This window comes from Streptomyces marispadix, from assembly GCF_022524345.1.
GTDB lineage: Bacteria > Actinomycetota > Actinomycetes > Streptomycetales > Streptomycetaceae > Streptomyces > Streptomyces marispadix.
Genome location: NZ_JAKWJU010000002.1, coordinates 1,849,004 through 1,874,536, shown reverse-complemented (window position 1 = coordinate 1,874,536; position 25,533 = coordinate 1,849,004). Strand labels below are relative to the sequence as shown.

19 protein-coding genes and 1 pseudogene are annotated in these 25,533 nt (G+C 69.7%); 6 read left to right on the top strand and 14 right to left on the bottom strand.

Going from position 1 to position 25,533, the window contains the following annotated elements; genetic code table 11:
* Window positions 1–107: 107 nt before the first annotated feature.
* Window positions 108–725: an SAM-dependent methyltransferase gene (locus MMA15_RS08010; RefSeq protein ID WP_241058443.1), complete on the top strand. Its 618-nt coding sequence runs from the start codon at window positions 108–110 to the stop codon at window positions 723–725.
* A gap of 91 nt (window positions 726–816) precedes the next feature.
* Here the strand turns inward: MMA15_RS08010 and qcrB are convergent, their stop codons facing one another.
* From qcrB to MMA15_RS07950, 12 genes and pseudogenes are all read right to left on the bottom strand, one after another.
* Window positions 817–2,394 carry a cytochrome bc1 complex cytochrome b subunit gene (gene qcrB, locus MMA15_RS08005; protein WP_241058442.1) on the bottom strand — a complete coding sequence of 526 codons (1,578 nt, stop codon included), beginning with the start codon at window positions 2,392–2,394 and terminating at the stop codon, window positions 817–819.
* A gap of 43 nt (window positions 2,395–2,437) precedes the next feature.
* Window positions 2,438–2,821 carry an aa3-type cytochrome oxidase subunit IV gene (ctaF, locus tag MMA15_RS08000; RefSeq protein WP_241058441.1) on the bottom strand — a complete coding sequence of 128 codons (384 nt, stop codon included), beginning with the start codon at window positions 2,819–2,821 and terminating at the stop codon, window positions 2,438–2,440.
* Complete coding sequence (gene ctaD / locus MMA15_RS07995) at window positions 2,818–4,467, bottom strand: aa3-type cytochrome oxidase subunit I (protein ID WP_241063077.1); 1,650 nt, start codon at window positions 4,465–4,467, stop codon at window positions 2,818–2,820. The genes ctaF and ctaD overlap by 4 nt, the downstream gene beginning before the upstream one ends.
* A 345-nt stretch (window positions 4,468–4,812) precedes the next feature.
* Window positions 4,813–7,392 (bottom strand): beta-galactosidase, encoded by a 2,580-nt coding sequence (locus MMA15_RS07990; protein ID WP_241058440.1) that lies wholly within the window; start codon window positions 7,390–7,392, stop codon window positions 4,813–4,815.
* A 213-nt stretch (window positions 7,393–7,605) separates the two neighbouring features.
* Complete coding sequence (locus MMA15_RS07985) at window positions 7,606–8,574, bottom strand: formylglycine-generating enzyme family protein (protein WP_308290525.1); 969 nt, start codon at window positions 8,572–8,574, stop codon at window positions 7,606–7,608.
* A gap of 94 nt (window positions 8,575–8,668) precedes the next feature.
* Window positions 8,669–10,093 carry a sulfatase family protein gene (locus MMA15_RS07980; RefSeq protein ID WP_241058439.1) on the bottom strand — a complete coding sequence of 475 codons (1,425 nt, stop codon included), beginning with the start codon at window positions 10,091–10,093 and terminating at the stop codon, window positions 8,669–8,671.
* A gap of 210 nt (window positions 10,094–10,303) precedes the next feature.
* Window positions 10,304–11,704: a glucoamylase family protein gene (locus tag MMA15_RS07975; protein ID WP_241058438.1), complete on the bottom strand. Its 1,401-nt coding sequence runs from the start codon at window positions 11,702–11,704 to the stop codon at window positions 10,304–10,306.
* A gap of 53 nt (window positions 11,705–11,757) precedes the next feature.
* Complete coding sequence (locus MMA15_RS07970) at window positions 11,758–13,623, bottom strand: GH39 family glycosyl hydrolase (protein ID WP_241058437.1); 1,866 nt, start codon at window positions 13,621–13,623, stop codon at window positions 11,758–11,760.
* 125 nt (window positions 13,624–13,748) lie between these two features.
* The gene (locus MMA15_RS07965; RefSeq protein WP_372498206.1) at window positions 13,749–14,660 is read right to left on the bottom strand and encodes a carbohydrate ABC transporter permease; all 912 of its coding nucleotides are present in this window, start codon (window positions 14,658–14,660) and stop codon (window positions 13,749–13,751) included.
* A complete protein-coding gene (locus MMA15_RS07960; RefSeq protein ID WP_241058436.1) occupies window positions 14,657–15,655 on the bottom strand; it encodes a carbohydrate ABC transporter permease in 999 nt (332 codons plus the stop codon). The genes MMA15_RS07965 and MMA15_RS07960 overlap by 4 nt, the downstream gene beginning before the upstream one ends.
* 4 nt (window positions 15,656–15,659) lie before the next feature.
* Window positions 15,660–16,910 carry a sugar ABC transporter substrate-binding protein gene (locus MMA15_RS07955; RefSeq protein WP_241058435.1) on the bottom strand — a complete coding sequence of 417 codons (1,251 nt, stop codon included), beginning with the start codon at window positions 16,908–16,910 and terminating at the stop codon, window positions 15,660–15,662.
* A gap of 238 nt (window positions 16,911–17,148) precedes the next feature.
* Window positions 17,149–18,266 (bottom strand): annotated as a pseudogene (locus MMA15_RS07950) (LacI family DNA-binding transcriptional regulator).
* 608 nt (window positions 18,267–18,874) lie between these two features.
* On the opposite strand from MMA15_RS07950, the gene MMA15_RS07945 reads away from it, so the two are divergent.
* From MMA15_RS07945 to MMA15_RS07935, 3 genes are all read left to right on the top strand, one after another.
* Entirely contained in the window at window positions 18,875–19,495 is a 621-nt protein-coding gene (locus tag MMA15_RS07945; RefSeq protein WP_241058434.1) for a DUF6230 family protein, read from the top strand.
* On the top strand, window positions 19,486–20,244 hold the full coding sequence (locus MMA15_RS07940) for a DUF6114 domain-containing protein (protein ID WP_241058433.1): 759 nt from the start codon (window positions 19,486–19,488) through the stop codon (window positions 20,242–20,244). Before MMA15_RS07945 ends, MMA15_RS07940 begins: the two co-directional genes overlap by 10 nt.
* A 68-nt stretch (window positions 20,245–20,312) precedes the next feature.
* Window positions 20,313–21,008, top strand: a complete 696-nt coding sequence (locus MMA15_RS07935) for a hypothetical protein (RefSeq protein ID WP_241058432.1) — start codon at window positions 20,313–20,315, stop codon at window positions 21,006–21,008.
* Between the two features lie 158 nt (window positions 21,009–21,166).
* Here the strand turns inward: MMA15_RS07935 and MMA15_RS07930 are convergent, their stop codons facing one another.
* A complete protein-coding gene (locus MMA15_RS07930) occupies window positions 21,167–22,144 on the bottom strand; it encodes an SRPBCC family protein (protein ID WP_241058431.1) in 978 nt (325 codons plus the stop codon).
* Window positions 22,145–22,150: 6 nt separating this feature from the next.
* Window positions 22,151–22,798 carry a hypothetical protein gene (locus MMA15_RS07925; RefSeq protein WP_241058430.1) on the bottom strand — a complete coding sequence of 216 codons (648 nt, stop codon included), beginning with the start codon at window positions 22,796–22,798 and terminating at the stop codon, window positions 22,151–22,153.
* A 352-nt stretch (window positions 22,799–23,150) separates the two neighbouring features.
* Here MMA15_RS07925 and MMA15_RS07920 point away from each other — a divergent pair, with 352 nt between their 5' ends.
* The gene (locus MMA15_RS07920) at window positions 23,151–24,065 is read left to right on the top strand and encodes an ATP-binding cassette domain-containing protein (protein WP_241058429.1); all 915 of its coding nucleotides are present in this window, start codon (window positions 23,151–23,153) and stop codon (window positions 24,063–24,065) included.
* Window positions 24,066–24,067: 2 nt separating this feature from the next.
* Entirely contained in the window at window positions 24,068–24,841 is a 774-nt protein-coding gene (locus MMA15_RS07915) for a DUF2705 family protein (RefSeq protein ID WP_241058428.1), read from the top strand.
* The last annotated feature ends 692 nt before the right edge of the window (window positions 24,842–25,533 follow it).

Below are 25,533 nucleotides of genomic sequence, written 5' to 3'. Positions count from 1 at the left end.
GGGCCGCCCGGGATGCACCCTTCATCACGTGATGCGAAGCTCTGGGGAGAACCCCGCCGTGCATCTGCCGGGGGAGGACCCGGCCGAGCACGCGAGGTGGCACCGCGATGAACACTCCCGACGCGTACTTCGAGCAGCTCTACAGCGACTCGACCGACCCCTGGAGCCTCGACGGTCAGTGGTACGTGCGGCGCAAATACGATCACACCCTCGCGGCCCTGCCGCAGCGCCGCTACCGCAGTGCCTTCGAACCCGGCTGCTCCGTCGGCGTACTCACCACCGCGCTCGCCGAACGCTGCGACAGCCTGCTTGCCACGGACCGGGTCGCCGCCGCGGCCGAACTCACCGCCGCCCGCACCCGCCACCTGCCCCAAGTCTCCGTGCGCAGGCTGGCGATACCCGGCGAATGGCCCGACGGACGCTTCGACCTGATCGTGCTCTCCGAGCTGCTCTACTACTTCGACGACCGGACGCTGCGCGACGTGCTCAACCGCACGGTCGACTCCCTCGAACCCGGCGGCACCCTCGTCACCGTGCACTGGAACCACCCCGCGCCCGAGCACCACCGCACGGGCCGCACCCTCGCCCCCGTACTCAGCGCGATCCCCGGCCTGACGCTGCTGACCGACTGCCGCGACCCGGACTTCACGCTGCACGTGCTGGGGCGTCCGGACGGCGTCGGGCGAGGTCCGTACTCGACGGCCGTACTCGAAGGGCTGGTCTGAACGGCCGCTACGGCGACCGGTTCGGGGACTGGGTCAGGGACCGCTCAGGGGCGGGCCCGGGGCCCGGCCCGAGGAGGGTCCTGCCGGGGTCTCACTCGAAGCGGTCCCCGAAGTACCAGCGGCTCAGCGCGACGCGCAGCCGCCGCACCCGCCCGTGCGGACGCCCGTCCAAGTCGCGCCCGCCGGGCGGCAGTTCCAGCGGACGGGGCCGCTCGCGCATCAGCAGCGTGTACCGCTCACCGGCGGGCAGCGGACGGTGCCCCGGCTCCATGCCGCCCTCGACGCCCTGCCGTACCTCACCGGTCTCCTCGCCCTCCCGGATGCGTGCGAGGTCATGGGCGCGCAGCGCCACGCACAGCCGCCTGGTCACCATGAACGCGACCACCGGTGCCACCACGACTGCCACCCGGAAGATCCAGGTGAGGCCGTTGAGGGAGACGCCGAAGAGGGTGGCGATGATGTCGTTGCCGCCGGCCAGCAGCAGCACCGCGTAGAAGGTGATGCCCGCGACGCCGAAGGCCGTACGGGCGGGGCGTTCACGCGGTCTGTCGCACAGATGGTGCTCCCGGTCGTCTCCCGTCAGCCACCTCTCCAGGAACGGATAGAGGTAGATGGCCAGGAACAGCAGCGCGGGCAGGATCACGGTGGGGATCAGGATGTTCCACATGAACGTGTGACCCCACACCGTCGTCTCGAAGGGCGGCATCAGGCGCAGCGACCCTTCGAGGAAGCCGATGTACCAGTCGGGCTGTGAGCCGGTGCTGACGTGGTCGGTGCGGTAAGGGCCGTAATTCCAGACCGGGTTGATCTGCGCCGCGCCCGCCAGCACCGTGATCACGCCGAACACCATGAGCTGTAGGCCGATGGACTTCGCCGCGAACTGCGGGACCATCGGCTGCCCCACGACGTTGCTCTTCGTACGGCCCGGGCCGCCCCACTGGGTGTGCTTGAGGTAGACGACCAGGATCAGATGGAGCACGACGAGTGCGACGAGCAGCGCCGGGATGAGCAGGATGTGGACCGTGTACAGACGCGGGATGATCTCCGTGCCCGGATACTCGCCGCCGAAGAGGAAAAGGCTCAGATACGTGCCCGCCACCGGGATCGACAGCAGCAGGCTCTGCACGACCCGCAGGCCCGTCCCCGAGAGCAGGTCGTCGGGCAGCGAGTAGCCGCAGAAGCCCTCGGCCACGGCGAGCACGAACAGGGTCACGCCGACGACCCAGTTGATCTCACGGGGCTTGCGGAAGGCGCCCGTGAAGAACACACGCATCATGTGCACGCCGATCGCGGTGACGAACACCAGCGCCGCCCAGTGGTGCACCTGACGGATCAGCAGGCCGCCGCGCACGTCGAAGCTGATGTGCAGGGTCGAGTCGTACGCCTCGGAGACCATGCGGCCGCGCATGGGCAGATACGAGCCGGTGTAGCGCAGCTCCGTCGCCGTGGGATGGAAGAAGAACGTCAGGAAGACACCCGTCAGCAACAGCAACACGAGGCTGTAGAGGGCCAGTTCGCCCAGCAGGAACGACCAGTGGTCCGGGAACGCCTTGCGCAGGAGCGAACCGCTCTCGGCGGCCGGCAGCCGGGCGTCGAGGTACTTGAAGCCGCTCTCGGCCGCGCGCCCCGCCCTCGCCCCGGGGTGCGCCCTCCTCCGCTGCGGGAGCATGCGCCGTCCTCCTCTCTGCTGCTGCTGCGCAGCGGTCGGCGGGTCAGCGGTCGTTGTGCTGGAAGACGAATCCGGCGACGCCGGGTGCGGTGATCCCGATGCCGATGAGGAAGAGCCACATCCCGTAGACCACCCCGAGCCCCGCTAGGGCCGCGCCGAGAGCGGTGAGGACGGGGAAGTAGCTGCGCGGCGGGAAGAATTCGAGCGGCCCTGCGCCCTCTCGTACGTCCGCGTCCGGACGGTCCTGCGCGCGTGGTCCGCGCCTGCGGTGCTGCGTCCACAGGAAGAACGCGATGAGCGAGGACATCAGGAACGACACGAGCAGCGCCGCGTTCCCCGCGGGGTCGTCGGAGAAGGGCACGTAACAGGCGGAGACGACGCCGAAGAACACGGCCACGCCGACGAAGAGCAGCGCCTCGACCCTCATCGCCGCGCCTCCTGCCCCTGTGCCTCCTCGGGCCCGGACCGCCCGGACTGAATGCCCGACACCTGCGGGTGGTTGAGGTCGAACGCCGGTGATTCGGAGCGGATGCGCGGCAGCGCCTCGAAGTTGTGCCGGGGCGGCGGGCACGAAGTCGCCCACTCCAGCGAACGGCCCCAGCCCCAGGGGTCGTCCGAGGTGACGCGCCTGCCGTGCCGGGACGTCCGCCACACGTTGTAGAGGAACGGCAGCGTCGAGAGGCCGAGCAGGAAGGAGCTGACGGACGAGATCGTGTTGAGGACGGTGAAGCCGTCGGCCGCCAGATAGTCGGCGTAGCGGCGGGGCATGCCCTCCTCGCCCAGCCAGTGCTGCACGAGGAACGTGCCCTGGAATCCCACGAACAGCGTCCAGAAGTGGATCTTCCCGAGCCGTTCGTCGAGCATCTTGCCCGTCAGCTTCGGCCACCAGAAGTACAGTCCGCCGAACGTCGCGAAGACGATGGTGCCGAAGAGCACGTAGTGCAGGTGCGCGACGATGAAGTAGGTGTCGGTGAGGTGGAAGTCCAGCGGCGGCGAGGCGATCAGCACCCCCGTCATCCCGCCGAGCAGGAACGTCACCAGGAAGCCGACGGCCCACATCATCGGCGTCTCGAACGACAGCGACCCGTTGCGCATCGTGCCGATCCAGTTGAAGAACTTCACGCCCGTGGGCACCGCGATGAGGAACGACAGCAGCGAGAAGAACGGCAGCAGCACCGCGCCCGTGGCGAACATGTGGTGTGCCCACACCGTGGCCGAGAGGCCGGTGATGGCGCACGTCGCCGCGACGAGGCCGATGTAGCCGAAGATCGGCTTGCGGCTGAAGACGGGGATGATCTCGGTGACGACGCCGAAGAACGGCAGGGCCACGATGTAGACCTCGGGATGCCCGAAGAACCAGAACAGGTGCTGCCAGAGGATCGCACCGCCGTTGGCGGCGTCGAAGATGTGCGCCCCGTACTTGCGGTCGGCCTCCAGCGCCAGCAGCGCCGCCGTCAGCACGGGGAAGGCGAGCAGCGCCAGGATCGAGGTGAACAGCACGTTCCAGGTGAACAGCGGCATCCGGAACACCGTCATCCCGGGGGCGCGGAGACAGACGATCGTGGTGATGAAGTTGACCGAGCCGAGGATGGTGCTCAGGCCCGCGACCACGAGGCCCATCGTCCACAGGTCGCCGCCCGAACCGGGCGTGAACGTCGAGTCGTTGAGCGGCGCGTAGGCGAACCAGCCGAACGACGCGGAGCCCTCCGGGGTGAGGAAGCCGCTGAGGACCATCAGGCCGCCGAAGAGGAACACCCAGTACGTGAAGGCGTTCAGCCGCGGGAAGGCGACGTCGGGTGCGCCGATCTGCAACGGCATCACTGCGTTGGCGAATCCGGTGAACGTCGGCGTCGCGAACAGCAGCATCATGATGGTGCCGTGCGTGGTGAACAGCTCGTTGTACTGCTGGGCGGAGACCACCTGGAGCCCGGGCCGGGCCAGTTCGGCCCGCATCACCATCGCCATCAGGCCGGCGGCGAGGAAGAACGCGAAGGACGTGGCGAGATACATGTTGCCGATCACCTTGTGATCGGTGGTGCTGAGATAGCCCAGCAGTCTCTTACCGAGCGTCAGCCGCCGGCTTCCCGCCGGCGGCTGTGGTTCCGGCCGCTCCTCGTCGCGTACCGCCTCGTTCTCAGCCGTTGTGTCCACCCGATGGCCTCCCCGCCCGACTGCCGCGGTGCCGAGTGCCCGACGCGGTGCCGTTCATGCTGGAACACCCTGGAGAAGGCGCCCTGGCGGGCGGGGCTGCCACGCCGGTGCGCGCGGCGGGGGTCACCCGGACGCATACGCGGCGGGCCCTGGTGACGGGGCTTCAGGGACGGGCAGGCGCCCGGTCGGAACGGCGGCGAACAAAGGCCGGGGGACCCGGGCGCGGGCCGGTGATGGGCCGGTCGTGGGCGTCCCGCCCCGCCGCCCTCAGCCGAGGCGCACCGTGAACTCCGGCCGCCGCACACGCAGTACCGTACGGCCGCCCTCACGCGAGACCTTCGCGCCCTGGCACGTTGCGCCGCCCTCGACGGCCACGACGGACTCCGTGCCGCCCACCGCACGGAACGCCACCCGGCCCTTGTCGATCCCGGCGATCTCGGCGGTGGCGTAGGCGATGTGCCCGCCGCCGGCGCGCAGTCCGAGCGGCAGCATCGCGCCGCTGCGGCCCGGAATCCGCAGCCGCTCGCCGCCGAAGAGCGCCCTGCCCTTCTCATGGACGGTGAACTCCTGGTCCAGGCCCGAGGTGACGTTCAGCGCGTGCAGCAGACGTCCCGCGCCGTCCTCGCCCTTGGAGCGGGTGGTGAGCAGGAACAGCCCCGGATCGGTGGCGCTGTGGGTGATGCCAGGGGAGGCGCCGAGGGTCTTCAGCGCCTTGCGCCAGAAGTCCAGATCGCAGCGGTAGTCGGTGGTGACGACGACCGCGCGTCCCTTGCCCACGGGGACGTCGAAGCCGCAGCCCTTGCCGGTGGAGACCTCGCGCAGCACCGTGTCGCCCCTGCCCGCAGTGCACAACTGCGCCTTGGCGACCCGGACTTCGGCGCGCGGCGCGGCCCAGCCGTGCGCGGTCGCCGAGAGCCAGAAGCGGTCCGCGTCGGTGAGGGTCTTCCCGACCCGCAGGCCCAGTGCGTCGCGCAGCTCCGTGCTCGCCTTGCCCGCCATGTCCTCCTCGGGGACGCGGCCGGAGAGCAGCAGCCTGCCGCCCGCCTCCAGATAGCGCACGAGTTCGCGCTGCACCCTGGTGGCGAGGTTCTTTCCGGTCGCCAGCGCGAGTACGGGCGTAACACCGGGGTCGAGATCGACGGACTGCACATCGAGGGCGCGGTAGCGGAAGCCGCCCAGCAGCATCGCGCGGGAGAGGGCGCCGCGCGGACCGAAGCCCCGTATCTCCTCGATGTCGGCGAGGATCGCGTCGACGGAGGGCCGCTCCGGCGGGTGGTACTCGGTCAGATAGTGGTCGGGTACGAAGCCGAGGGCCACGTCGTCGTATTCGGGCACCATTCCGGCCAGCGCACCGGCGAGGCCGCCGACGGCGTGGACGGTCTCCTTCAGCGGCTCGTACGTCAGATTGCGGCGGCCCTCCGGGTCGACGGGCGCGGAGAAGCCGTGGCGTTCGCCGGTGATGCCGATGCGGTCGTTGCCGTCGCCGGCGGGCTTGTCCAGCCTCGGGTTGAACCCGCCCGCGAACAGGTAGTAGTTGATCAGCTTGACGCCCTGTGCGACGCACAGCCGCGTCTTGAGGTCGCCGCTCTCGGCGTCCTCCTGGTTGTCGAGGTTGTCGCCGTAGTCGGCGTGCCCGGCGTCGAACTCCAGGGCGCCCAGCGGCTGATCGGCGTCCTGCACCGCCTCCGTGAAGGCGTTGACGAGATACAGGTCGGTGACGTTCTTGACGGTGAGCCCGCCGAGGTAGAAGTCGGTGCCGGCGAAGACGCCGGGCTCGCCGGACCAGGTCTCCATGAGCTGGCTGACGCCGATGGGGAACTTCTTGGCGCCGCCGTCCGAGGTGCCGTGGATGTTGACGAGGAACGGGACGCCGGTGAGCCCGTTGTCCTCCGCCGACTTGCGCAGCGCCTTCACGTAGCGGGCGAAGCGTCCCCGTGTGAACGCGCCGAGGTCGTGCATCAGGGCCGCCGCGTAGCCGTCCTTCGGAGCGCGGATCGCGGCGTCGCGCTCGTCGGCGGGCTTGTCCGCGAAGGGGTAGCGGTCGCCGAGCCCGGAGCCGTAGACCTCGTCCAGCCAGGAGTTGAACGCCTTGAGGGTGCCGTCCGTCAGCGCCGGGTGGTTGCTGACCCACGGCAGCATGCCGATCTCGTTGTCGAGCTGGCAGGCGATCACGCCGTGCCTGCCCCTGCGGTGCTCGCGCTCGGCGATCACCGGTATCACGGCGTCGTACCAGCGCCGCACCTCCTTGAGGTAGGCGGGCGCGAGATAGTCGACGGTCTGTGCGGTGTCCTTCTTGCCGTCCCAGCCCTCCGGCACGATCTCCGGGTGCTTCTCGCGTACGCGCAGCGGGACGCCCTCGCCCTTGAGCTCCGCCATCGTGAACGGCCCCGGGCGGGCGATGACATGGAAGCCGTTGCCGATGCACAGGTCGAGGAAGGCGCCGAGGTCGCGCTCCTCGCGGGTCCTTCCGGTGACGTCGATGGAGCCGTCGGCCGTCTCATGCCACATCCACGGGATGTAAGTGGCGATGGTGTTGAGCCCGGCCTCCTTTGCGAGGTCCAGCCGGGACTGCCAGTCGGAGCGCTTGAGGCGGAAGTAGTGGATCTCCCCCGCGAGTACGAGCACCGGCTCGCCGTCGATCAGCAGCCGCTTGCGGTCGTACGAGACGGAAGGGCCGGTCCCCGGCTTCTCCTGCCGCCCGGCGCCGGGCGCGGCGGTGGCGGCGTACGCGGTGCCGGTGCTCCCCAGGCCGCCGGCTCCCGCTGCCACGGCGATCGCCCCGGCGCCGCCGAGTACGGAGCGGCGGCGCATGTCTGCCGGATGTGACGGGTGTACGGGCTTCGTCATGTCTGGCTCTCCATGTCCGCGGGGGAGGGGAACGGCGCGCGCTCTGGCCCGGCCCCGACTGGGCGGCGAGGGCCGTGCGATGGTCTCGCGGTTGCGCCGCGCCGAGACTGTATGCGCTTACAAGAAGGCTGAACAAGGGGTCGGCGAGGAGCAGTTCGGCGGCTCCGTACGACGTCAGCGGGCGATGTAAGCGGGCGACGTCAGAGAGCGACGTCAGCGGGCGAGCCGGAATCCGGTGTTGCCCGAGGAGGAGTCGGGGGAGTTCCCCATGCGTGCGGAGGTGCGGTAGCGCAGGCAGTACGACTCATGGCACAGATGCGAACCGCCGCGCAGCGCACGGGAGCCGGAGCCGGAGCCGGAGTCGGAGTCGGGGCCGGGGTGCGAGCCGGGACCGGGAGCGGGTCCGGTGGTGAACGGGTCCGCGCACCACTCCCAGACGTTGCCCGTCATGTTGAACAGGCCGTAGGCGTTGGGCGGGAACGCGTCCACGGGACAGGTACCGGCGTAGCCGTCCGCCGCGGTGTTGCGTTCAGGGAAGGAACCGCGCCAGATGTTCATCCGGTGGGTGCCGTCCGGATCACGCTCGTCGCCCCATGGGTAGGGCATGCCGCACAGCCCGCCACGTGCGCCGTACTCCCACTCGGCCTCGGTGGGCAGCCGTGCGCCCGCCCAAGTGCAGTACGCCTGCGCGTCGTTGTACGAGACGTGCACGACCGGGTGGTCCTCGCGGCCGTCCGATCCGGAGCCGGGGCCCTCCGGGTGGCGCCAGTCCGCCCCGTACACCTGACGCCACCAGGGGGCCGCGGCGGCGGCGCGCGTGGGCGGGAAGTCCCTCGGCAGGAAGCCGCCGAAGACGAACGACCAGCCGAAGCGCTCGGCGTCCGTGCGGTGGCCCGTAGCTTCCACGAAGGCCGCGAACTCGGCGGTGGTGACGGCCGTGGCCGCCAGGCGGAACGGAGCGAGCGTCACCTCGCGCACGGGGCCCTCGCCGTCCGCCGGATAGGGGGCGTCGTCGCAGCCCATCAGGAAGGCGCCGCCGGGCAGTTCGCACCAGCCCCCGTATGGGGATTGCCGGGCGGGGGTGTGATGTGCGGGGGCGTGGGAGTCCATCACGGCGCCCGGGTCCGGGACCGCGCCCGCCCCGGGGTCCATATCCGCACCCGCGCCGGGCCGTGACGGCACACAGCACGCCTTCCCGGCCGTGCCCCGCGAAGACCCGGTCTGCGAACGCTCCGTCAACGAACCGCTCTCCGATCTGCCCTCCACGCGCCCGCGATCAGGGGAGCACACCCTCGGGAGTGTCCCCGTGACTCGCCTGGAGCGCCGCGAGCTGACGCTTCAACTCCTCGGCCAGGTCCGCGTATTCGGGGTCCTCGTAGCGGTTGTGCAGCTCGTCGGGGTCGCGTACGAGGTCGAACAGCTCCCACTCCGGCTCCCGCCGCTCCGGGCCGGCGCCCGAGGCGCCCGAGCCGTGCCCGGGGTAGTGGATCAGCTTGTGCGTGCGGGTGCGGATGCCGTAGCTGGCCTGCACGTTGTGGTCGTGGTCGAGATGCATGTAGTAGCGGTAGTAGACGCCGGTGCGCCAGTCTCCGGGGGTCTCGCCACGCAGCAGGGGCAGCAGGCTGCGGCCCTGCATGCGCTCGGGCGGTTCGACGCCCGCGATGTCCAGCAGCGTCGGTGCGAAGTCCACGTTCGCCACGAGTTCTTCGCTGACGGAACCGGGCGCGACGACCCCGGGCCAGCGCATCACCAGCGGAATGCGCATCGACGGGTCGTACATGAACCGCTTGTCGAACCAGCCGTGTTCACCGAGGAAGAAGCCGTGGTCCGAGGTGTAGGCGACCGCCGTGTCCTCCGCCAGCCCCGCGACGCTCAGAAAGTGCAGTACGCGGCCGACGTTCTCGTCGAGCGCCGCCACGACCCGCAGATAGTCCTTGATGTAGCGCTGGTAGCGCCACTCGCGCTCCTCGCGTTCCGAAAGGCCCTCCGGCACGGGCTCCTTGAGGTCGTCGGCCACCAGGTCGGCCATGCCGAGGCGTGCCTCGCGTGCGGCCGTGGCCCGGCCGTCGAGGTCGTCGTGGAGGGTCGGGGGAGCCTGGATGTCCTCGTGTGCGTAGAGGTTGCGGTGCCGCTCGGCGGGCTCGAAGTGCCGGTGCGGCGCCTTGTGTTGTACGAGCACTGCGAAGGGGCGGCCGGGGTCGCGCTTGTCCAGCCAGTTCAGGGCGAGGTCGGTGATGATGTCGGTGACGTAGCCGGAGTAGGCGCGCTCGCCGTCGGCGGTCAGGAACGTCGGGTCGTTGTAGACGCCGTGCTCCGGCAGGATCTCCCAGTGGTCGAAGCCGCGTGGATCGCTCCTGCCGCCGTGCCCCAGATGCCACTTGCCGAAGATCGCGGTCTGATAGCCCGCCTGTTGCAGCAGTTCGGGGAAGCTCGGTTGCGTCGCGTCGAAGGTGTGGTCGGGACTCTCAAGCGACGTCATGCCGTTGACGTGGCTGTAGGTGCCGGTCAGCAGCGTCGCGCGGGCGGGCGAGCAGATCGCGTTCGTGCAGAAGGTGTTGTCGAAACGCATGCCCTCGTCGGCCAGCCGGTCGACCGACGGGGTCCGGTTGATCACGCTGCCGTACGCTCCGATGGCGGGCACGGCGTGGTCGTCCGTCATGAACAGCACGATGTTGGGGCGCGGTTCGGGCGGCGGCGTCACGGAGTCCTTCCTGAAGGCGGGCTGAACGTCAGGACCGAACGTCCAGGGCCGAACGTCGGAGCTGAGCGTCGGTGCCGTCCGCCACGGCTCCACGGCGAGGGCCCGGCGCCACGGCGGTCGTTGCGGGCCGGGACAGCGCCGGGGATGTGCCACCGGCGCTGCCCCGGCGTACCTGGGCGGCGGGCGGCCTTGTGAGCCGCCGCCGAGCACTCAGCCTATGCCGAAGTCCTCCTTGGCCAGCAGCGGCCGTACGTTCCGCGCGAAGCCGCCCGAGCGGAAGGCACTTTGGAGCAGCCCGGGGCTGAGCACCTGCGCGAGCCCCGCGGCGACCATGCCCTGGTCCAGGGCGAGCATGAAGTCGCTGACGGTCCCCTCGCGCACGTCGACGGAGTCACGGAAGCCCAGCCCGTCGTGGTAGGCCCCGAAGTCACGGCCGATCTTCACCAGGTTGGCCACGGACGCCCCCGGCTCGAACTGCATGGCCAGGAAGGAGGCGTGCGGTGTGACGACGCCCTTGGAGAAGTAGCCGTCGACGGTCATGCCGATCGCGTCCACGCCGTACTCGCTGTAGCCGCCCGCGGGGATGTTGGCGGGGGAGAAGCCCCAGTAGCCCAACTTCTCCTCTTCCAGGCCGTGTTCGATATGACTGCGGATATAGCGCTTGTGCGTCAGGCCCCACGCTCCGGGCGCCCACTCGCCCTCGGGCACGAACAGCGGCACCATCAGCGCCTCGAACATCGAGCCGCCCCAGCTCGGGATCAGCTTCCGGCCGCGGTAGGTGTAGTGACCGCGGAAGAGACGCACTCCGTCGACCGTCACGTACTCGCCCTCGGGCTTCTGCTCCTGCTCGTTCTCCGGGACCATCGTGCGGAACGTGCGCCAGTAGTGCTCGCCCGGCAGGCTGCCGTCGGCGATGCCGAGGTAACTGGCCATGCGGGGCTCGGTGTTGAGCGCCCCGTACCAGTGCGAGGTGAAGGTGCCGTCGTCCGTCCAGTAGCCGCCGTGTATCTGGCCGGGGTGCTTGGCGGGGTCGGCCTCGTCGTACGGCGTGTAGTAGAAGGACCAGTCGGCGTCCGCGAGCAGTGCGTCCACGCGCGGGGCGAGCGACGGGTCGGCGGCTGCCGCGATCCGCAGCCCCGTGATCAGCCAGGCGTTGTCGACCGACGAGAGGAACGGCCGTACCTCGTCGCCGGTCTCGGGCCACTTGGTGAGCACCTTGCCGGTGTCCGCGTCGTACCAGTTGAGCCAGAAGCCCTTGGCGCGCTCAAGCTTCTCCACCGCCGCGACCGTGCCCGCCAGGCGCTTGCGCATCGTACGGCCGCTGATCACGCCGAGCCCGGCGGCAGCGACCGTCGACCAGATGCCGCAGCCGATGTTGGTGGGGGAGGTCTGGACGCTGCGTTTCGGCTTGGCGCCGCTGACGTCGATCTTGTCGGCGGCCAGGCCGAGTTCGGAGTGCATGGCCTCGATGGAGGCGTAGGTGTCACGGAACCAGCGGTGCAGCAGTTCGGTCGTGGCGCGGCTGCGGGCCGCGGCGGGTGTCGCCGGGGCACCGAGGGCGAGTGCGGCCGACGCACCCGCTCCGGCCGCGAGAATGGTCCGTCGTTTCATGGTGGTGCGACTCCTTCGTCGTTCGGTGGACGTGCAGTCGTCGTGGCCCGGAATCAGGCCGTATCGGCCCTGTCGAGGCGCAGTGCGCCGATGCCGGGCATCGGCAGGTCGCAGGTGAGTACGAGCGATCCGTCGCCGTCGGCTGTGACGGTGCCGGCGGACTCCTCGAACAGCTCGTCGGCGGCGCGCAGTTCGGCCCACTGGCGCTCGTTCGGCCAGTCGCTGTGGCCGCCGTCCACGGCGTCCCAGACGGCCTTGATGTTGGAGTGCGTCTCGTCGACGCGCCGCCTGGTGACCGAGTAGCAGGCGCCCGGCGGCAGCCCGTCGACCTCGATACGGACCTCGCGGCCGAGCGCCGCCGAACCGTCGAGCTTCGTCTGGTCGAGGGTGCCGTTCCAGCACAGCACGTCGACGCTCGCGCAGTCGTCCGTGCGAGTGGCCAGGACCTCCACCAGCGCCTCGGCGCCGTCGCCGCTCACCGCCGCCGGTACGCGACCGCCTTCGAGCTGGGTGAGCATGCGCAGCGCCCAGAAGCGCGGCTTGCGCAGATTGCCGACAGTCAGCAGCCCGAAGCCGCCGTGGAAGAGCCTCGGCGGGCGGCCCAGCTCCTCGAAGTGGTCGGACGCCACCCAGTACGCGAGGGCGTCGGTCGAGGCGAGGGCGCTCTTCACGCCGCGCAGCACGAACGGCGCGGAGAAGACCGAGTCGCTGACGCGGTGGAAGTGGGTGGGGGTCACGCCCCACTCCGTCCACAGGATCTCCGGCTCGGGCCTGCCCGTGGCCTCGGCGAACGAGCGGGTCTCGGGACGGAAGTCGAGCGGGGCGTTGCCGTAGGTGTGCGTGGAGACGAAGTCGATCGGCACGTCGTGCTCGCGGCAGTGCTCCAGCAGGGGGCCGACCCACTTCGCGGCCGCCGAGCCCGGGCCGCCTACGCGGATGCGCGCGTCCACGCTCTTCACGGCACGGGCGGCGGTCTCGTACAGCAGGTGGTACTGGGCCTGGGTGCCGTTCCAGAAGACCTCCAGGTTGGCCTCGTTCCAGACCTCGAACTCCCAGCCGGCGACCTCGTCCGCGCCGTAGCGCTCGCGCAGATGCACCGTCAGCTCGCGGCACAGATCGCCCCACCGCTCCCAGCTGCGCGGCACCGAGGCGATGCCCTTGTACTCGAAGATGGTGTAGTCGGGATCGAGCGCCAACTCGGCGGGCATGAAGGAGAGTTCGACGACCGGCTTGAGACCGGTGGCGAGGAAGCGGTCGTAGACCTCGTCCAGCCCGGAGAAGTCGAAGGAGCCGTCGTCGCGCACGCTCACGCACTCCGGCAGGAACGTGCCGTGCGCCCGCACGGTGCGCACACCGAGCTCGTCGCGGACGATGCCCAGCGCGTCGGCGTACTCCTTCGCCGCGTCGGCGCCGCCCGGCCCCGGCTCGTCCAGCACCAGCATGGACAGATGCTCGGCGCCGATCATCCGGTTCCACACGGGCGGCAGCGGCACGGGCTCCGCGGAGGCGTCGACCGCGACGTCCACCGTCGGGCGCCGGGTGCCGGGCGCCTTGGGGCATCCGCGTACGGGCTCGGCCGTCAGCGGCCCGGGGCCGGAGTCGGTCCAGGAGGCGACCTTGTACCAGTAGCCCTGGCCCGGCTCGGCGAGCGAGTCCGCGTACGGCGGCGAGGGCACCGCCAGCACGTCGCCGCCGCGGTGGTCCAGGGGCTCGTAGGGACCGTCGACCGTGTCGGCGCGGTACACGAGATACCCCAGCGCGCCCTCCACCGGGTGCCAGTCGAGCAGCACATGGCCGGTGCCGTCCTCGGAGCGCAGGCCCGTGGGCGCGGGCAGGCCGGCGGTGCCGGTCAGCGGCTCTTCGCTCGGGAGGCCGATGCGCTGCTCCCAGTCGAGGCGAGCGGCGTTCTTCTCGGTCATGGTGGGGGTTCACCTCTCGATGGATGCGCATACACGGCCGGTATGGAGACCTGGTGCGGGGACCCGGTACGGGCCGGCCTGCTGCGGGACTGGGACTGCGGGGTCGAACGGTCGGTCGTACGGGCCTACTTCAGGCCCGCGGTGGCGATGCCCTGCGTGAAGTAGCGCTGGAGCAGGATGAAGACCAGCAGCACGGGCAGCACGACGAGGAACGCGCCCGCCATCAGCACCCCGTTGGAGCCGTTGGTCTTCGTCGGGTCGATGGCGAACGTGGCCAGCGCCACCGGAAGGGTGTACTTGCCGGGGTCGTTGGTGGCCACCAGCGGCCACAGGAAGTTGTTCCAGGACTGGAGGAACGTGAAGATCGCGAGCGTGGCGAGTGCGGGCTTGACCAGCGGCATCGCGATCCGCCAGAAGATGAACCACTCTCCGGCGCCGTCGATGCGGGCCGCCTCCAGTAGCTCGTCCGGTATCGCCGTCATGAACTGCCGCATGAGGAAGACGCCGAACGCGCCTGCCGCGAACGGCAGGATCAGCGCCGCGTAGGAGTCGATCAGGCCCATCTTGCTGACCATCACGAACATCGGCATCAGCATCAGATTGCCCGGCACCATCAGCGCGCACATCACGAGCGCGAACACCGGCCGTTTCCCCGCGAAGTTCAGCTTCGCCAGTGCGTAGCCGAGCATCGAGCAGAAGACCAGGTTGCACGCGGTGACGACCACGGCGACGAGGGTGGAGTTGAAGAAGTGGGCGCCGACGTCGAGGAGTCCGACCAGCTTCTCGAAGTGGATCAGCGTCCAGTCCTCGGGGATCCACACCGTGGGTGTCGCGCCGAGGTCCTTCTCCGACTTGAACGCCGACAGCGCCATCCACAGGAACGGCGCGACCATCACGGCCATTCCGGCCCACAGGACGGCAAGCAGCAGCCCGCGCCGCGCGGGCCGTGCCTGTGCGGGACCATGCGAAGCGGGCGAGGACGGGATCGCGGACGCGGACGGGGACGTGGGCGTCGGCGTGGGCATGGGCGCGGTCATCGGGTCTTGTCCTTCAGCAGACGGAGCTGTAGCAGGGTGACCGCGAGGATGACCGTGAACAGCACGTACGCCATCGCGCTCGCGTAGCCCATGTGGAAGAACTTGAAGCCCTGCTCGTACATGTCCAGCGACACGGTCATCGTGGCGTTGTCCGGGCCGCCCTCGGTCATCACGAACGGCTCCTCGAAGACGTTGAGGAAGCCGATGGTCGTCATGACGCTGACGTAGAGCATCGTCGGACGAAGCAGCGGCACGGTGATGCGGCGGAACTCCTGCCACACGCCGGCGCCGTCCAGCCGCGCCGCCTCCCGCACCTCCGCCGGAATGCCCTGGAGCCCGGCGAGGAAGAGGACCATCGCCGTGCCGAGGTTGCGCCACACGGCCATCACGATCAGCGAGGGCATCGCCAGGGCCTTCGACCCGAGGAAGTCCGGTGACCGCAGGCCCACTTCGGAGGCGAGCCCGGAGATCAGCCCGTCCGCCGGGTCCAGTACGAAGCGCCATACGACGGCCACCGCGACGATGCTGGTGACGACCGGCGCGTAGAAGCCCACGCGGAAGAAGGTCCGCAGCCGCCCCACACCCCTGTTGAGCAGCACCGCCGCGAAGAGCCCCGCCCCGACGGTGAGCGGCACGCCCAGCACGACGAAGTAGAAGGTGTTGAACAGCGAGGTCAGGAAGCGCTCGTCGTCGAAGAGTCTGGCGTAGTTCTCCACGCCGACGAACTCGGTGGCGAAGGGATCTGCGACGTTCCGCAGCCCGAAGTCGGTGAAGCTCATGACGAACGTCGCCACGATCGGCACCGCCATGAACGTCAGGAACAGCGCCAGGAACGGCGTGGAGAACATCCAGCCGGGGAGGTTCTGCACGCTGAGCCGGTCCTTGCGGGGGCCGGGCCGCCTTCCGCGGCCCGCGGCGCCGCCGGCCCCGGCCCCGGACCGCACCGCATGGGCGCGGTCCGGGACCCCCCGCCGGGATGGGGTCGTTGTCGCCATGCGCTCAGCCCACCAGGCCCTCGGCTGCCTTCTGCATCCAGGCGGCTGTCTTCTTCGGGGACTCGCCCTTCTGGGAGACGCGTGCCACGCCTTCGTCGATCTTGGCGGCCAGCTCCTCCCACTTGGCGAGCGGCGGAACGGTCTTGGCGGTCTTGAGCTGCTTCTCGAAGGCGTCGAGCTGCTCGGGCGCGTTCTTCAGCTCCGGCTCGTTCCAGGCGGCCTGGTTGGCGGGCAGCGACTTGGCCATCTCGTACCAGTGGGCCTGCTGCTTCGTGCCGGTGAGGTACTCGGTGAACTCCTCGGCCGCGGCCTTGTGTTCGCTGTCCTTGAACGTGACCAGGCTGGCGCCGCCCACCCAGGAGGTGCTCGACTTGCCCGCGGGCAGCGGCGCGGTGGCGTACTTGCCCTTGAGCTGCGGCTGCTGGTCCTTGATGTTGTTCACGATCCAGGGCCCGGAGATGAACATCGGGGCGTCGCCGGAGCCGAAGTCCTTGACGACGTCGTAGTCGGGCGGCGAACTCTTGCGGGAGAGGTTCTCGTCGAAGTAGGAGGCGTACTCCTCCAGCGCCTCCACGGACTCGGGGGAGTCGAGGGCGGGCTTGCCGGAGTCGTCGAGGAGCCGGCCTCCGGCCGAGTAGAGGAACGGCAGCCAGGTCTGCCAGGCGCCGACGTTCGCGGGCTGGTTGTACGTGCCCCACTTGGTGCCGGCCTTGTCCTTGTACGCCTTGGCGAGGTCGCGCTGGTCCTCCCAGGTGGCCGGGGCCTTCTTCACGCCGGCCTTGTCGGCGAGGTCGGTGCGGTAGAAGAGAGCGCGGGTGTCGACGTACCAGGGCACGCCGTACGCCTCGCCGTCCTTCACGCCGCCGTTCCAGGCCGCGGGGAAGAAGTCGCCCTTCTTGAACGTCTTGGTGTCCACCGGCTCCAGCGCGTCCAGCTCGATGAACTCGCCCATCATCGTGCTGCCCATCTGCGCCATGTCGGGCAGTTCACCGGCGGCGACGGCCGAGACCAGCTTCTGGTGCACGACGTCCCAGCCGACCGGGGTGACCTTGACGGTGATGTTGGGGTGCTTCTTGTTGAACTCCTTGCCGAGCTTGGCCAGATGCTTGCCCTCCTCACCCATGCCCCAGACGGTGAGGGTCTGCTTGTCCTTGGCCGAGGTCTGCTCGCCGCCGCCGCTGCCGCAGGCGGAGAGCAGCAGCGCGAGGGCGGTCGTTGCCGCGGTGGCGGCGGCGATGCGTGTCATGGGCTGCATGGAGGGCTCCTCCTCGTGTGCGGAGCGTCGATCCGGGTGGCGCGTTCACCGGCCCGCGGCCTTGTGACCTACGGCCTGTGACCTTCCAGACCGGCTCCGGGGAAGCGGCCCCGGAACCGGTCTGAAAGGCGCCCTGTAAGCGCATACATACTCTGTGAGCGACGGTCCGGGGGTGCAAGGGCCGAGGAGATTACGACTGTGTAACGGAACGACTCGGGGTCCGGCGGCAGGGGCCGCCCTACGAGCCACCGCCCGGACCGCGTCCGGGAGTTGCACCCGGGCCGCCCCCCGGGTCGCATCCGCAGCTCGCCCTGCGCAGCACCGACACCGGCAGCACCCGCGAGACCGGCTCACGGGTCCGGTCCTCCAGCCTCGCCACCAGCAGCTCCACGGCTTCCTCGCCGATCCGCCGCATCGGCTGCCGTACGGTCGTCAGCGCGGGCGTCACCAGGCGCCCCAGCGGAATCCCGTCGAAGCCCACCACCGCGAGATCGTCGGGTACGCGCACACCGCGGCGGCGCAGCTCCGACAGCGCCCCAACGGCCGTCTGGTCGTTGGCGAACGCCACCGCCTGCGGCAACTCGCCGCCGCCGTCCAGCAGTCGGGCCACGGCGCGCTCGCCCTCGGCCTGCGTCAGCCCGGACAGCACGTCGGGACGTTCCGGCACCGGCAGGCCCGCCTCGAGATGTGCCGCCTGGAAGCCGCGGAAGCGTGCCTCGCCGTCCGGGGACTCCTCCGCGCTGCCCGCGAAGGCCAGCCGCGTCAGTCCGTGATCGGCGATGAGGTGCCTGGTCAGGGCCAATTCGCCGTCGAAGTTGGCCACTTCCACATGGTCGAGGTGGTCGAGGGGTGCGTCCTCTCTCGCGGGCCCGCGAGCATCACGACGGGCAGCCGCCGCGAGATGACCTCCAGCTCCTCCGTGGGCACGGTACGGGCGAGGACCGCGAAGCCGTCCACACGTCCGGCGACGTCGGCGACCAGGCTCTGCGGGCCCTCCGCGAGGGAGGCGGCGATCAGCAGGGCGTAGCCGTGGCGGCGGGCCGCCCGCTCCATCCCGCGGATTATCTCGTCGGAGTAGAGCATCAGCTCGGCGTCGTCGCCGTAGTCGGCCTCGGATTCGATGTCCTCGGCGTCGGGGTCGGAGTAGTCGGGGAAGCACAGGCCCAGGACGCGGGTGTTGCGGCTGGCCAGGCCGCGTGCGTTGCCGCTCGGCACATAGCCGAGTTCGCGGGCGGCCTCCAGGACCTTCTCCCGCGTACGGGCGCGCACGGAATCGGGGGCCCGGTAAACTCGCGAGACCGTCGCGATGGAGACGCCTGCATGTCCGGCGACGTCGTACACGGTGGGAGCATTCACGCGACCATGCTCTCCTGCCTTGCCTCAGGCCGTGGGGGCCGCTGGATTGAAAGCGCATTCATCGTACGTCTCCTGCTGAAGCGGCGGCAAGACGGCCCTCGGCTCACCGGCAGGGGAGGCAGTCGCGGGCGACGGGTGCGGGGACCGGTCCGGCAGCAAGCGCTCGCTGCCGCCGCTTCCGGCGCCGATCGCGGGGGCTCAACTCCCGGACGATGGGCCTGTTTTCGGCCACCGGCCGGGGGTCCACTCGTCCCTTCGGTCACATACCGGATGCCGCCGGGGCCGGTGCCGGCGTATATCGCGCCCGGCCCGCAACGGCCGCTGCCGGCACCTCAGTTCCATACGGGCCTGATCAGAGGTGCCGTGGCGCACGAAGCCGCCCCTGGGAGCCGGGTGCGCGGCGGTGCCCCGGGCTCAAGGGCGGGCGTTCGGCGGAAAGTTGTCTGCGCGAAACCTTGCCGTCCACGGCCGGGGTCCATAACCTGACTCGCCAGTAATCTTTTGCACAGCAGGGTCTCCTTCTGTGCGCTCCCCCCTCGTACCACGCATGTGCTTCACATCCCCCACATCACGGTCACGACGCCAATCGCTTTCGCAAGGGGACAACAATGAAGGATGCGCACGGCAGGAAGCTGACGGGACGCACGAGTTGGCGAAGATTCGCCGTGCTGAGCGTGCCGGGAGTCGCCGTCACGGCGGCACTCGCGATCGCGCTCGCCAACGGTGCGCTCGCCGCGTCGTTCGCCGTCTCGGGCCAGCAGTTCAAGGTGTCGGCGTCCAGCCTCGACGGTGACGGCTTCGCGCAGTACGGCAGCGTGGACCGCAACGCCAGGGGCAAGCTGATCCCCGTGGCCGTCACCGCGATCAAGACGGCGGAGATGCGCAACCTGTGCCAGTCCGTCGTCACGGACCTGCCCGTCATCGGCAGCATCTCCCTCAACCTCACCGCGGGTACGGGCAAGAAGCCGGTGCAGGCCAAGGGCCTCTTCGTCGACGCGACACAGCTCGGCGGCAACGCGTCCTTCAACAAGATCGAGATCGGACGCGACGCCTCCACCCTCGACAAGGGCCCCAAGGGCGGCCAGGGACTTCAGGACCTCTTCGGCCAGCAGGCCGACGACGTGCACATAACGAAGCTCGAGCAGACCGCCTGGGCCACCAACGCCGGCCAGTTCAGGCTCAACAACCTGAGCATGAAAGTGAACAAGGGCTCCAAGGAATGCTTCTGATCTGGCGCCGCTGGCGCGGTTGGCGACGTGGACGGCCGTTCTGGGGCGGCCTGTTCACCGTCGTCGCGGGTGTGGAGATCGGTGTACTGCCGCTGGCACCGATGAAGGTGATGCTGCATCAGGGAACGGCCGGCGTTCCCACCGTCGTACTGGCGGTGATCATGGTCGTCCTGGGGCTCAGCGGCTGGTTCACGCCCCAGCACCGCGGGCTGGCCGGGATCATCACGGTCATCCTCGCGACCGCCGCGCTGGTCCTGTCGAACCTCGGCGGGTTCATGATCGGCACTCTGCTGGGCGTGTTCGGGGGCGCGCTGATGTTCGCCTGGCGCCCGCTGCCCTTGGAGCCCTCCGCGGAGGCGGGCACGGAGCCGGAAGGCGGCACCGGCGATGCCGACGCCACGGCGGGTCCACTGCCCGCCGCCGCGTTCCACTCCGAGGCACCGGTGGCCGTCGCCTCCCGTAAGGCCGCTACGGCTGAGACGTCGGCGACGGCGCAGACGACGGAGACGGCAACGACGACGGGCGCGGCGGACGACTCCGGGGCGCGCGACACTCCTGGTTCCGCTGCGTCCGGCAGTGCATCCGGCAGCACGTCCGGTGGTCCGTCCGGCGAGCAGGCCGGGTCCCCGACGCGGCACCGCTCCAAGTTCGAGTCCGCCGACTCCTCTCTCGCCGCCGCCTTCGGCGTCGACGACGATCCCTTCCCACAGCCCCGCAGCGACGCCACACGGAGGAAGAGCCAGGACTGAGCGTCCGAGCGCACGAGTGCCATCGCATCCCCTGCACCACCCCCATGTATGCAGCGAAGGAGCAGCAGATGAGCACGAATCCCCTGTCCTTACGTGCAGTTGTGGCCGGAGTCTCCGCCGCGGCCGCGCTGGTGCTTGCAGGCACCGCGACGGCGAACGCCAACGTCGGCGGGGACACCGGCGGTCACTCCGGCCGTGCCGGGGCGGCGGCCGGTTCGACCACCGTCACGCCCGCCGGTCATGAGTACGCGGCCAAGCTCTCCGGCGACGCCACCTTCACCGCCGGATCGGTCACGGTGACCTGCACCGTCTCCGAGGTCTCGGGCGCGATCCCCGCCGAACCCGGCAACCACGAGGACGCCGGACCGGTCGAGTCCGCCGTCGGAGCGCCCGGCTACGACTCCTGCACGACCAGCATGCCGGGAGTCGACGCCGCCGTGACGACCAGCGGCGACTGGAAGGTCTCCATGCAGCACGGCGATCCCAGCACCGCCGGACTCACCATGCCCACGGGCGGGTTCGTGCTGAAGACCAGCGGTCTCGCCGAGTGCACCGTGACGGCAGCGCCCGGAGAGGCGGCAACGGCGACGGGAGAGTGGGCCAACGGCTCGCCGTCGACGCTCACTTTCGACGCCGTCGACGTCCCCGTGAAGGTCGAAGGCGGCTTCGGCTGCCCGACCAGCGCCACCAGTTCGCAGTTCAGCGCGGTCTACGAGATCACCGATACGACCGACTCCGGGGTGGACGTGGTCGTCGGCCCCTGACGACGCACACGCGGCAGGCGGCCTCGTCCCGGCTCACCCCCCGGCCGGGGCGTCGCCCTCGCCGCCCGTACGGCCGCTCCCTCTGGCCCTCGATGCCCTCAACAGGCCCTCAACGCCTGGGCGTCGAGGGCCAGAGCGCTGTCGGACGCACCCGGCGTCTACCGGGTCTCCTCGTCCTCTTCCTCTTCGTACTCCCCGTCCTCGTCGCCCTCGTACTCGTCCCCGCCCTCGCCCTCGTCGGCGTTCCCGTCTTCTTCCTCGTCTTCGAACTCCCCTTTCTCGTCCTCGCGTTCCTCCTCTTCCTCCTGGGCGAGCGCGTCCTCGTGGGTGCGTACGACTTCTCCCTCGCGGATCTCGCCGCGCCAGCCCTCCGGCACCTCCTGGACGCCGAGCGTCACATAGCGCTGGAAGTGCTTCAGATCGAGGCGGAGCCTGCGCCCCTGCGCACGCCACAGATTGCCCGTCTTCTCCAGGAACCCGCCGGGGGTGTATTCGACGACGACCACGACCCGGGTGAGGCTGGGGGCGAGTTCATGGAAGGAGACGGCGCCGTGCGTCTTCGTCTCGCCCTTGGTCTCCCAGACGATGCGCTTGTCGGGGACCTGCTCCAGGACGGTGGCCTCCCAACTGCGTTTGGACGGGCCCACCTTGACGGTCCACTTGGAGGTGACGTCCTCCTCCTCGTCCGAACGCGACGCCTCGACGACGCCCTTCATGAAGCCGCTGAACTCCTCGAACTCCGTCCAGTGGTCGTACACCCGGCGCAACGGCAGCCCCACATCGAACGCCTCGACGATGTTGGTGACCTTCTTCTCACCGGCCTTTCCACCGCCTGAGAAGAGTTCCTGCACCTTGCCGACGGTCTTGTCCTTGACGGTCTTGGCCATCTGGCCGCCGATCGCCTTCGCCGGGGACTCTCCCTTGAGCACCTTGCCCATGGAATCGGCGACACCGCTCCCGTCCCCTCCTCCGGTCACGGCCTTCTGCGCGAATTCCCCCGTCTTCTTCCCGGCCGAGGTGACGAGGTTTCCGGCCTTCGCCATCAGATAGTTGGTGAGTTCCTCCCGCACTCTGTCGAGCCCGGAGCCGCCGTCCGTCGAACTCCCGCTCTCCGCTTTGCTCTTCGTGTCCGGCATGGCCCTCTACCTCCGGCGACGGGATGACTCGGCAGGCGCTTTACGTGCCGCGCTCTTCTCGGACCGCTTCTTCGGCGGCGCGGACTTCTCAGCGGTTCTCTGCGTACTCTTCTTCGCTGGCGGACCCTGTTCCCTGGCGGTTTCGCGGGCCTCGCCACGGCTCGGTCTGCGTGGTCTCGCGGGACGTTCTCCGCCGCGTTCGCGGGCGCCTTCTGCTTTTCCTTCCTCGCGGGCTTCGCGGCCTTCTTCCTCGCCTTTCTCCTCTTCCCCTTCCTCTTCTTCTCCGCGGGGGCGTTCCTCCTCCCCCTCCTCCTCGCCGGCCTGCTCCGCCGCCTCCACCAGCTCGTTCAGCGATCTGGTCCGGTCGGCGAGCGAATCGGCGAAACTCCCCAGCCGGTGCTCCGCCAGCGCCTTCAGGGCATCGCGTCCCACGTTCAGCACCTCGGAGCGCAACTGCTCGACGAGCTGGGAGACTTGAGGGGAATTCCCGAGCTTTCCGGCCCCCATGGCGAGCAGATCCTGCGGTTTGGCCCGCAGCTTCTTACTCGCCAGATATACGGCGACGGTCATTGCGAGCTTGGTATTGCGCCGCCTGCCGAGTAGATATCCGGCAGCGACGCTCGCGGCCAGGGCGGCCTTCGGGCTCTCACTCATGGGCACACATCCCGTCCCGCCCGGCGGCGCGCAGCTCGCCAGGCCAGTGACCTGCGGCGGACGTCATGCGTACATGAAGACACAGCGGCAGGGACGCGGCACGAGGGGAGGGGCTGTGCGGGTGCCCGGCAGGTGCGTAAGGGGCCCTCGGCAAGATCGGAGGCTCCGGCGAAACCGGCCCGAGGCCCGTGCCGCCGTGCAAAGATGTCCCGCGCCATTCCGGCGGCGACCTTCAGGGAGCGACCTCCTGCGCCGCCGACGACTCTCACCGCCGCGACGCCCGCCACGGGGACGACCCTGGACACGTGTGTGCCGTCGCAGGCCCGACCATGGGGAACAGGGGAACGGGGCAATGATCGAGGTTCAGAATCTGACCAAACGCTACGGGGAGACCCTCGCGGTCGACCGGCTCTCCTTCCGGGTGCTCCCGGGCCGGGTGACCGGCTTCCTCGGGCCGAACGGAGCCGGCAAGTCCACGACCATGCGTGCCGTGGTCGGACTCGACAGGCCCACCGCCGGACGCGTACTGATCGACGGCAAGCCCTACAGGGAACTGGCCCGTCCGCTGACCAAGGTCGGCGTACTGCTGGAGGCCAAGGCGCTGCACGGCGGACGCACCGCCTACGGCCACCTGCTGGGCCTGGCCCGCAGCAACCGCATCCCGGACCGCCGCGTCCGCGAGGTCCTGGAGACCGTCGGCCTCGGCGGCACCGCGAAGAAGCGGGCGGGCGGCTTCTCGCTGGGCATGGCGCAGCGCCTCGGCGTGGCGGCTGCCCTGCTCGGCGACCCGGAGGTCCTGCTGTTCGACGAGCCGGTCAACGGCCTCGACCCGGAGGGCATCCTGTGGATCCGCGGGCTGATGAAGAAGCTCGCGGCCGAGGGCCGCACGGTCTTCGTCTCCAGCCATCTGATGAGCGAAATGGCCCTGACCGCCGAGCACTTGATCGTGATCGGGCAGGGACGGCTGCTCGCGGACACCTCCGTCGAGGACTTCATCGCCCGTAACTCACGCTCGTACATCCTGATCCGCACCCCCGAACCGGAGCGGATGCGGGACGTGCTCGCGGCGAAGGGCATCCACACCGACGACGGTCCGGACGGCGTGCTCGAAGCGGTCGGCACCACCTTGGAGACGGTCGGCTCGCTGGCCTCCGCGAACCGGGTGACGGTCTACGAGATCAGCCCCCGCACGGCCTCGCTCGAAGAGGCGTTCATGCAGCTCACCGCCGACTCGGTGGACTACCGCGCGACGCAGGAGGTGCGCTGACCATGGCCGACACGACAGCAGCGGTGGCCTTCGAGTGGACCAAGATCCGCACACTGCGCTCCACGGTGTGGAGCCTCGCCTGCTACTCCGTCGTCAGCGTGGCCGTCGCGCTCCTCTTCGGGTACGTCATGAAGGGCGTGTACGCGGACATGAGCGCGTCGGCGCAGGCCCGCTTCGACCCCGTGGCCTCGGGGTTCAGCGGCCTGAAGCTCGGCATGATCGCGCTCGTCGTCTTCGGCGTGCTGAGCGTGAGCAGCGAGTACACGACCGGCACGATCCGCAGCTCGCTCACCGCCGTGCCCCGGCGCGGGGTCTTCTACGCGGCGAAGATGGTCACCGGGATCGGCACGGCGATGATCCTCTCCGTCGTCGTCGTGACGGCGAGCTTCCTCGCCACGCAGCTCACCATGGGCAGCGACGCGGGCGTCTCCCTCGCCGACGAGGGAGTGCTGCGGGCCATGACCGGCGGGGTGCTCTATATGACGCTGATCTGCGCGTTCTCCATGGGACTCGCCAGCGTGCTGCGCAGCTCGGCGCTGACCATGGGCATCCTGGTGCCGCTGTTCTTCATGATCTCGACAATCCTCAACTCCATTCCGGGAGTTCAGAAGGCGGCCCAGTTCCTGCCCGACCTGGCCGGGGGGCTCATCCTCCGCAGGGAGCCGCCCGCGGGCGACACGATCCTCACGCCGTGGACGGGCATGGCGGTGCTCGCCGCCTGGGCCGTACTGGCAGTCGGCGCGGGGTACGCGGCGCTGCGGCGCAGGGACGCGTGACCGCTGCCCGGCGAGGGCGAGGCCGATGAGATCGAAGCGGTTCCCGGGGCGGCGCTGAACGGCGTACGCCCCGGGAACCGCTGCATGTCACGGGGCCGCCGGTCACGGGCTGCCGCAGGTGAGCGGGCCCGCGCGTCACGCTGGCCCTCAGCGCGTGACCGAACCGCCGCGTCCAAGGCGTCCGTTGGGGCTCGCCGAGCCTCCGGGGCTTTCGCGGCACCAGCGTATTAGGGGCACATTGCCCATCACGGGAGCAAAGGATCGGACTGGCCGCAATGAGTGCGCAGGATCTGTAAGTACCCCGTCATTCTTGGCATTACTCCGGAGCGGAATGCTCCACTCCGGAGTTTGGCGACCTCCGTCGTGCAGGAGAACGCCCTGCACAGGAGGTGCCCTCAATAACATTCGGAATGATCCGCTCCGTTGAGAATTCGGCGACGATGCCAGAGGAAAGCGGCAGGCAGACGAGGTGTGAACCCCCTGTGAAGCCCTGTGATCTGCCGCCGCACTGGACCCGGTCCGGGAGTCTCGTAACATTCGGAATGTTCCGTTTCCTCCCCGGCGCCCGCGCCGTGTCAACTGACGTATGTCATGTGATGTGGATCACGCGTGATGAATCGTTGTGACCGAACGGTGAAGCCCATACTGTTCTGCTCGCACCGCTGGGGGACGGCCCGCACGAAATCTGAAAT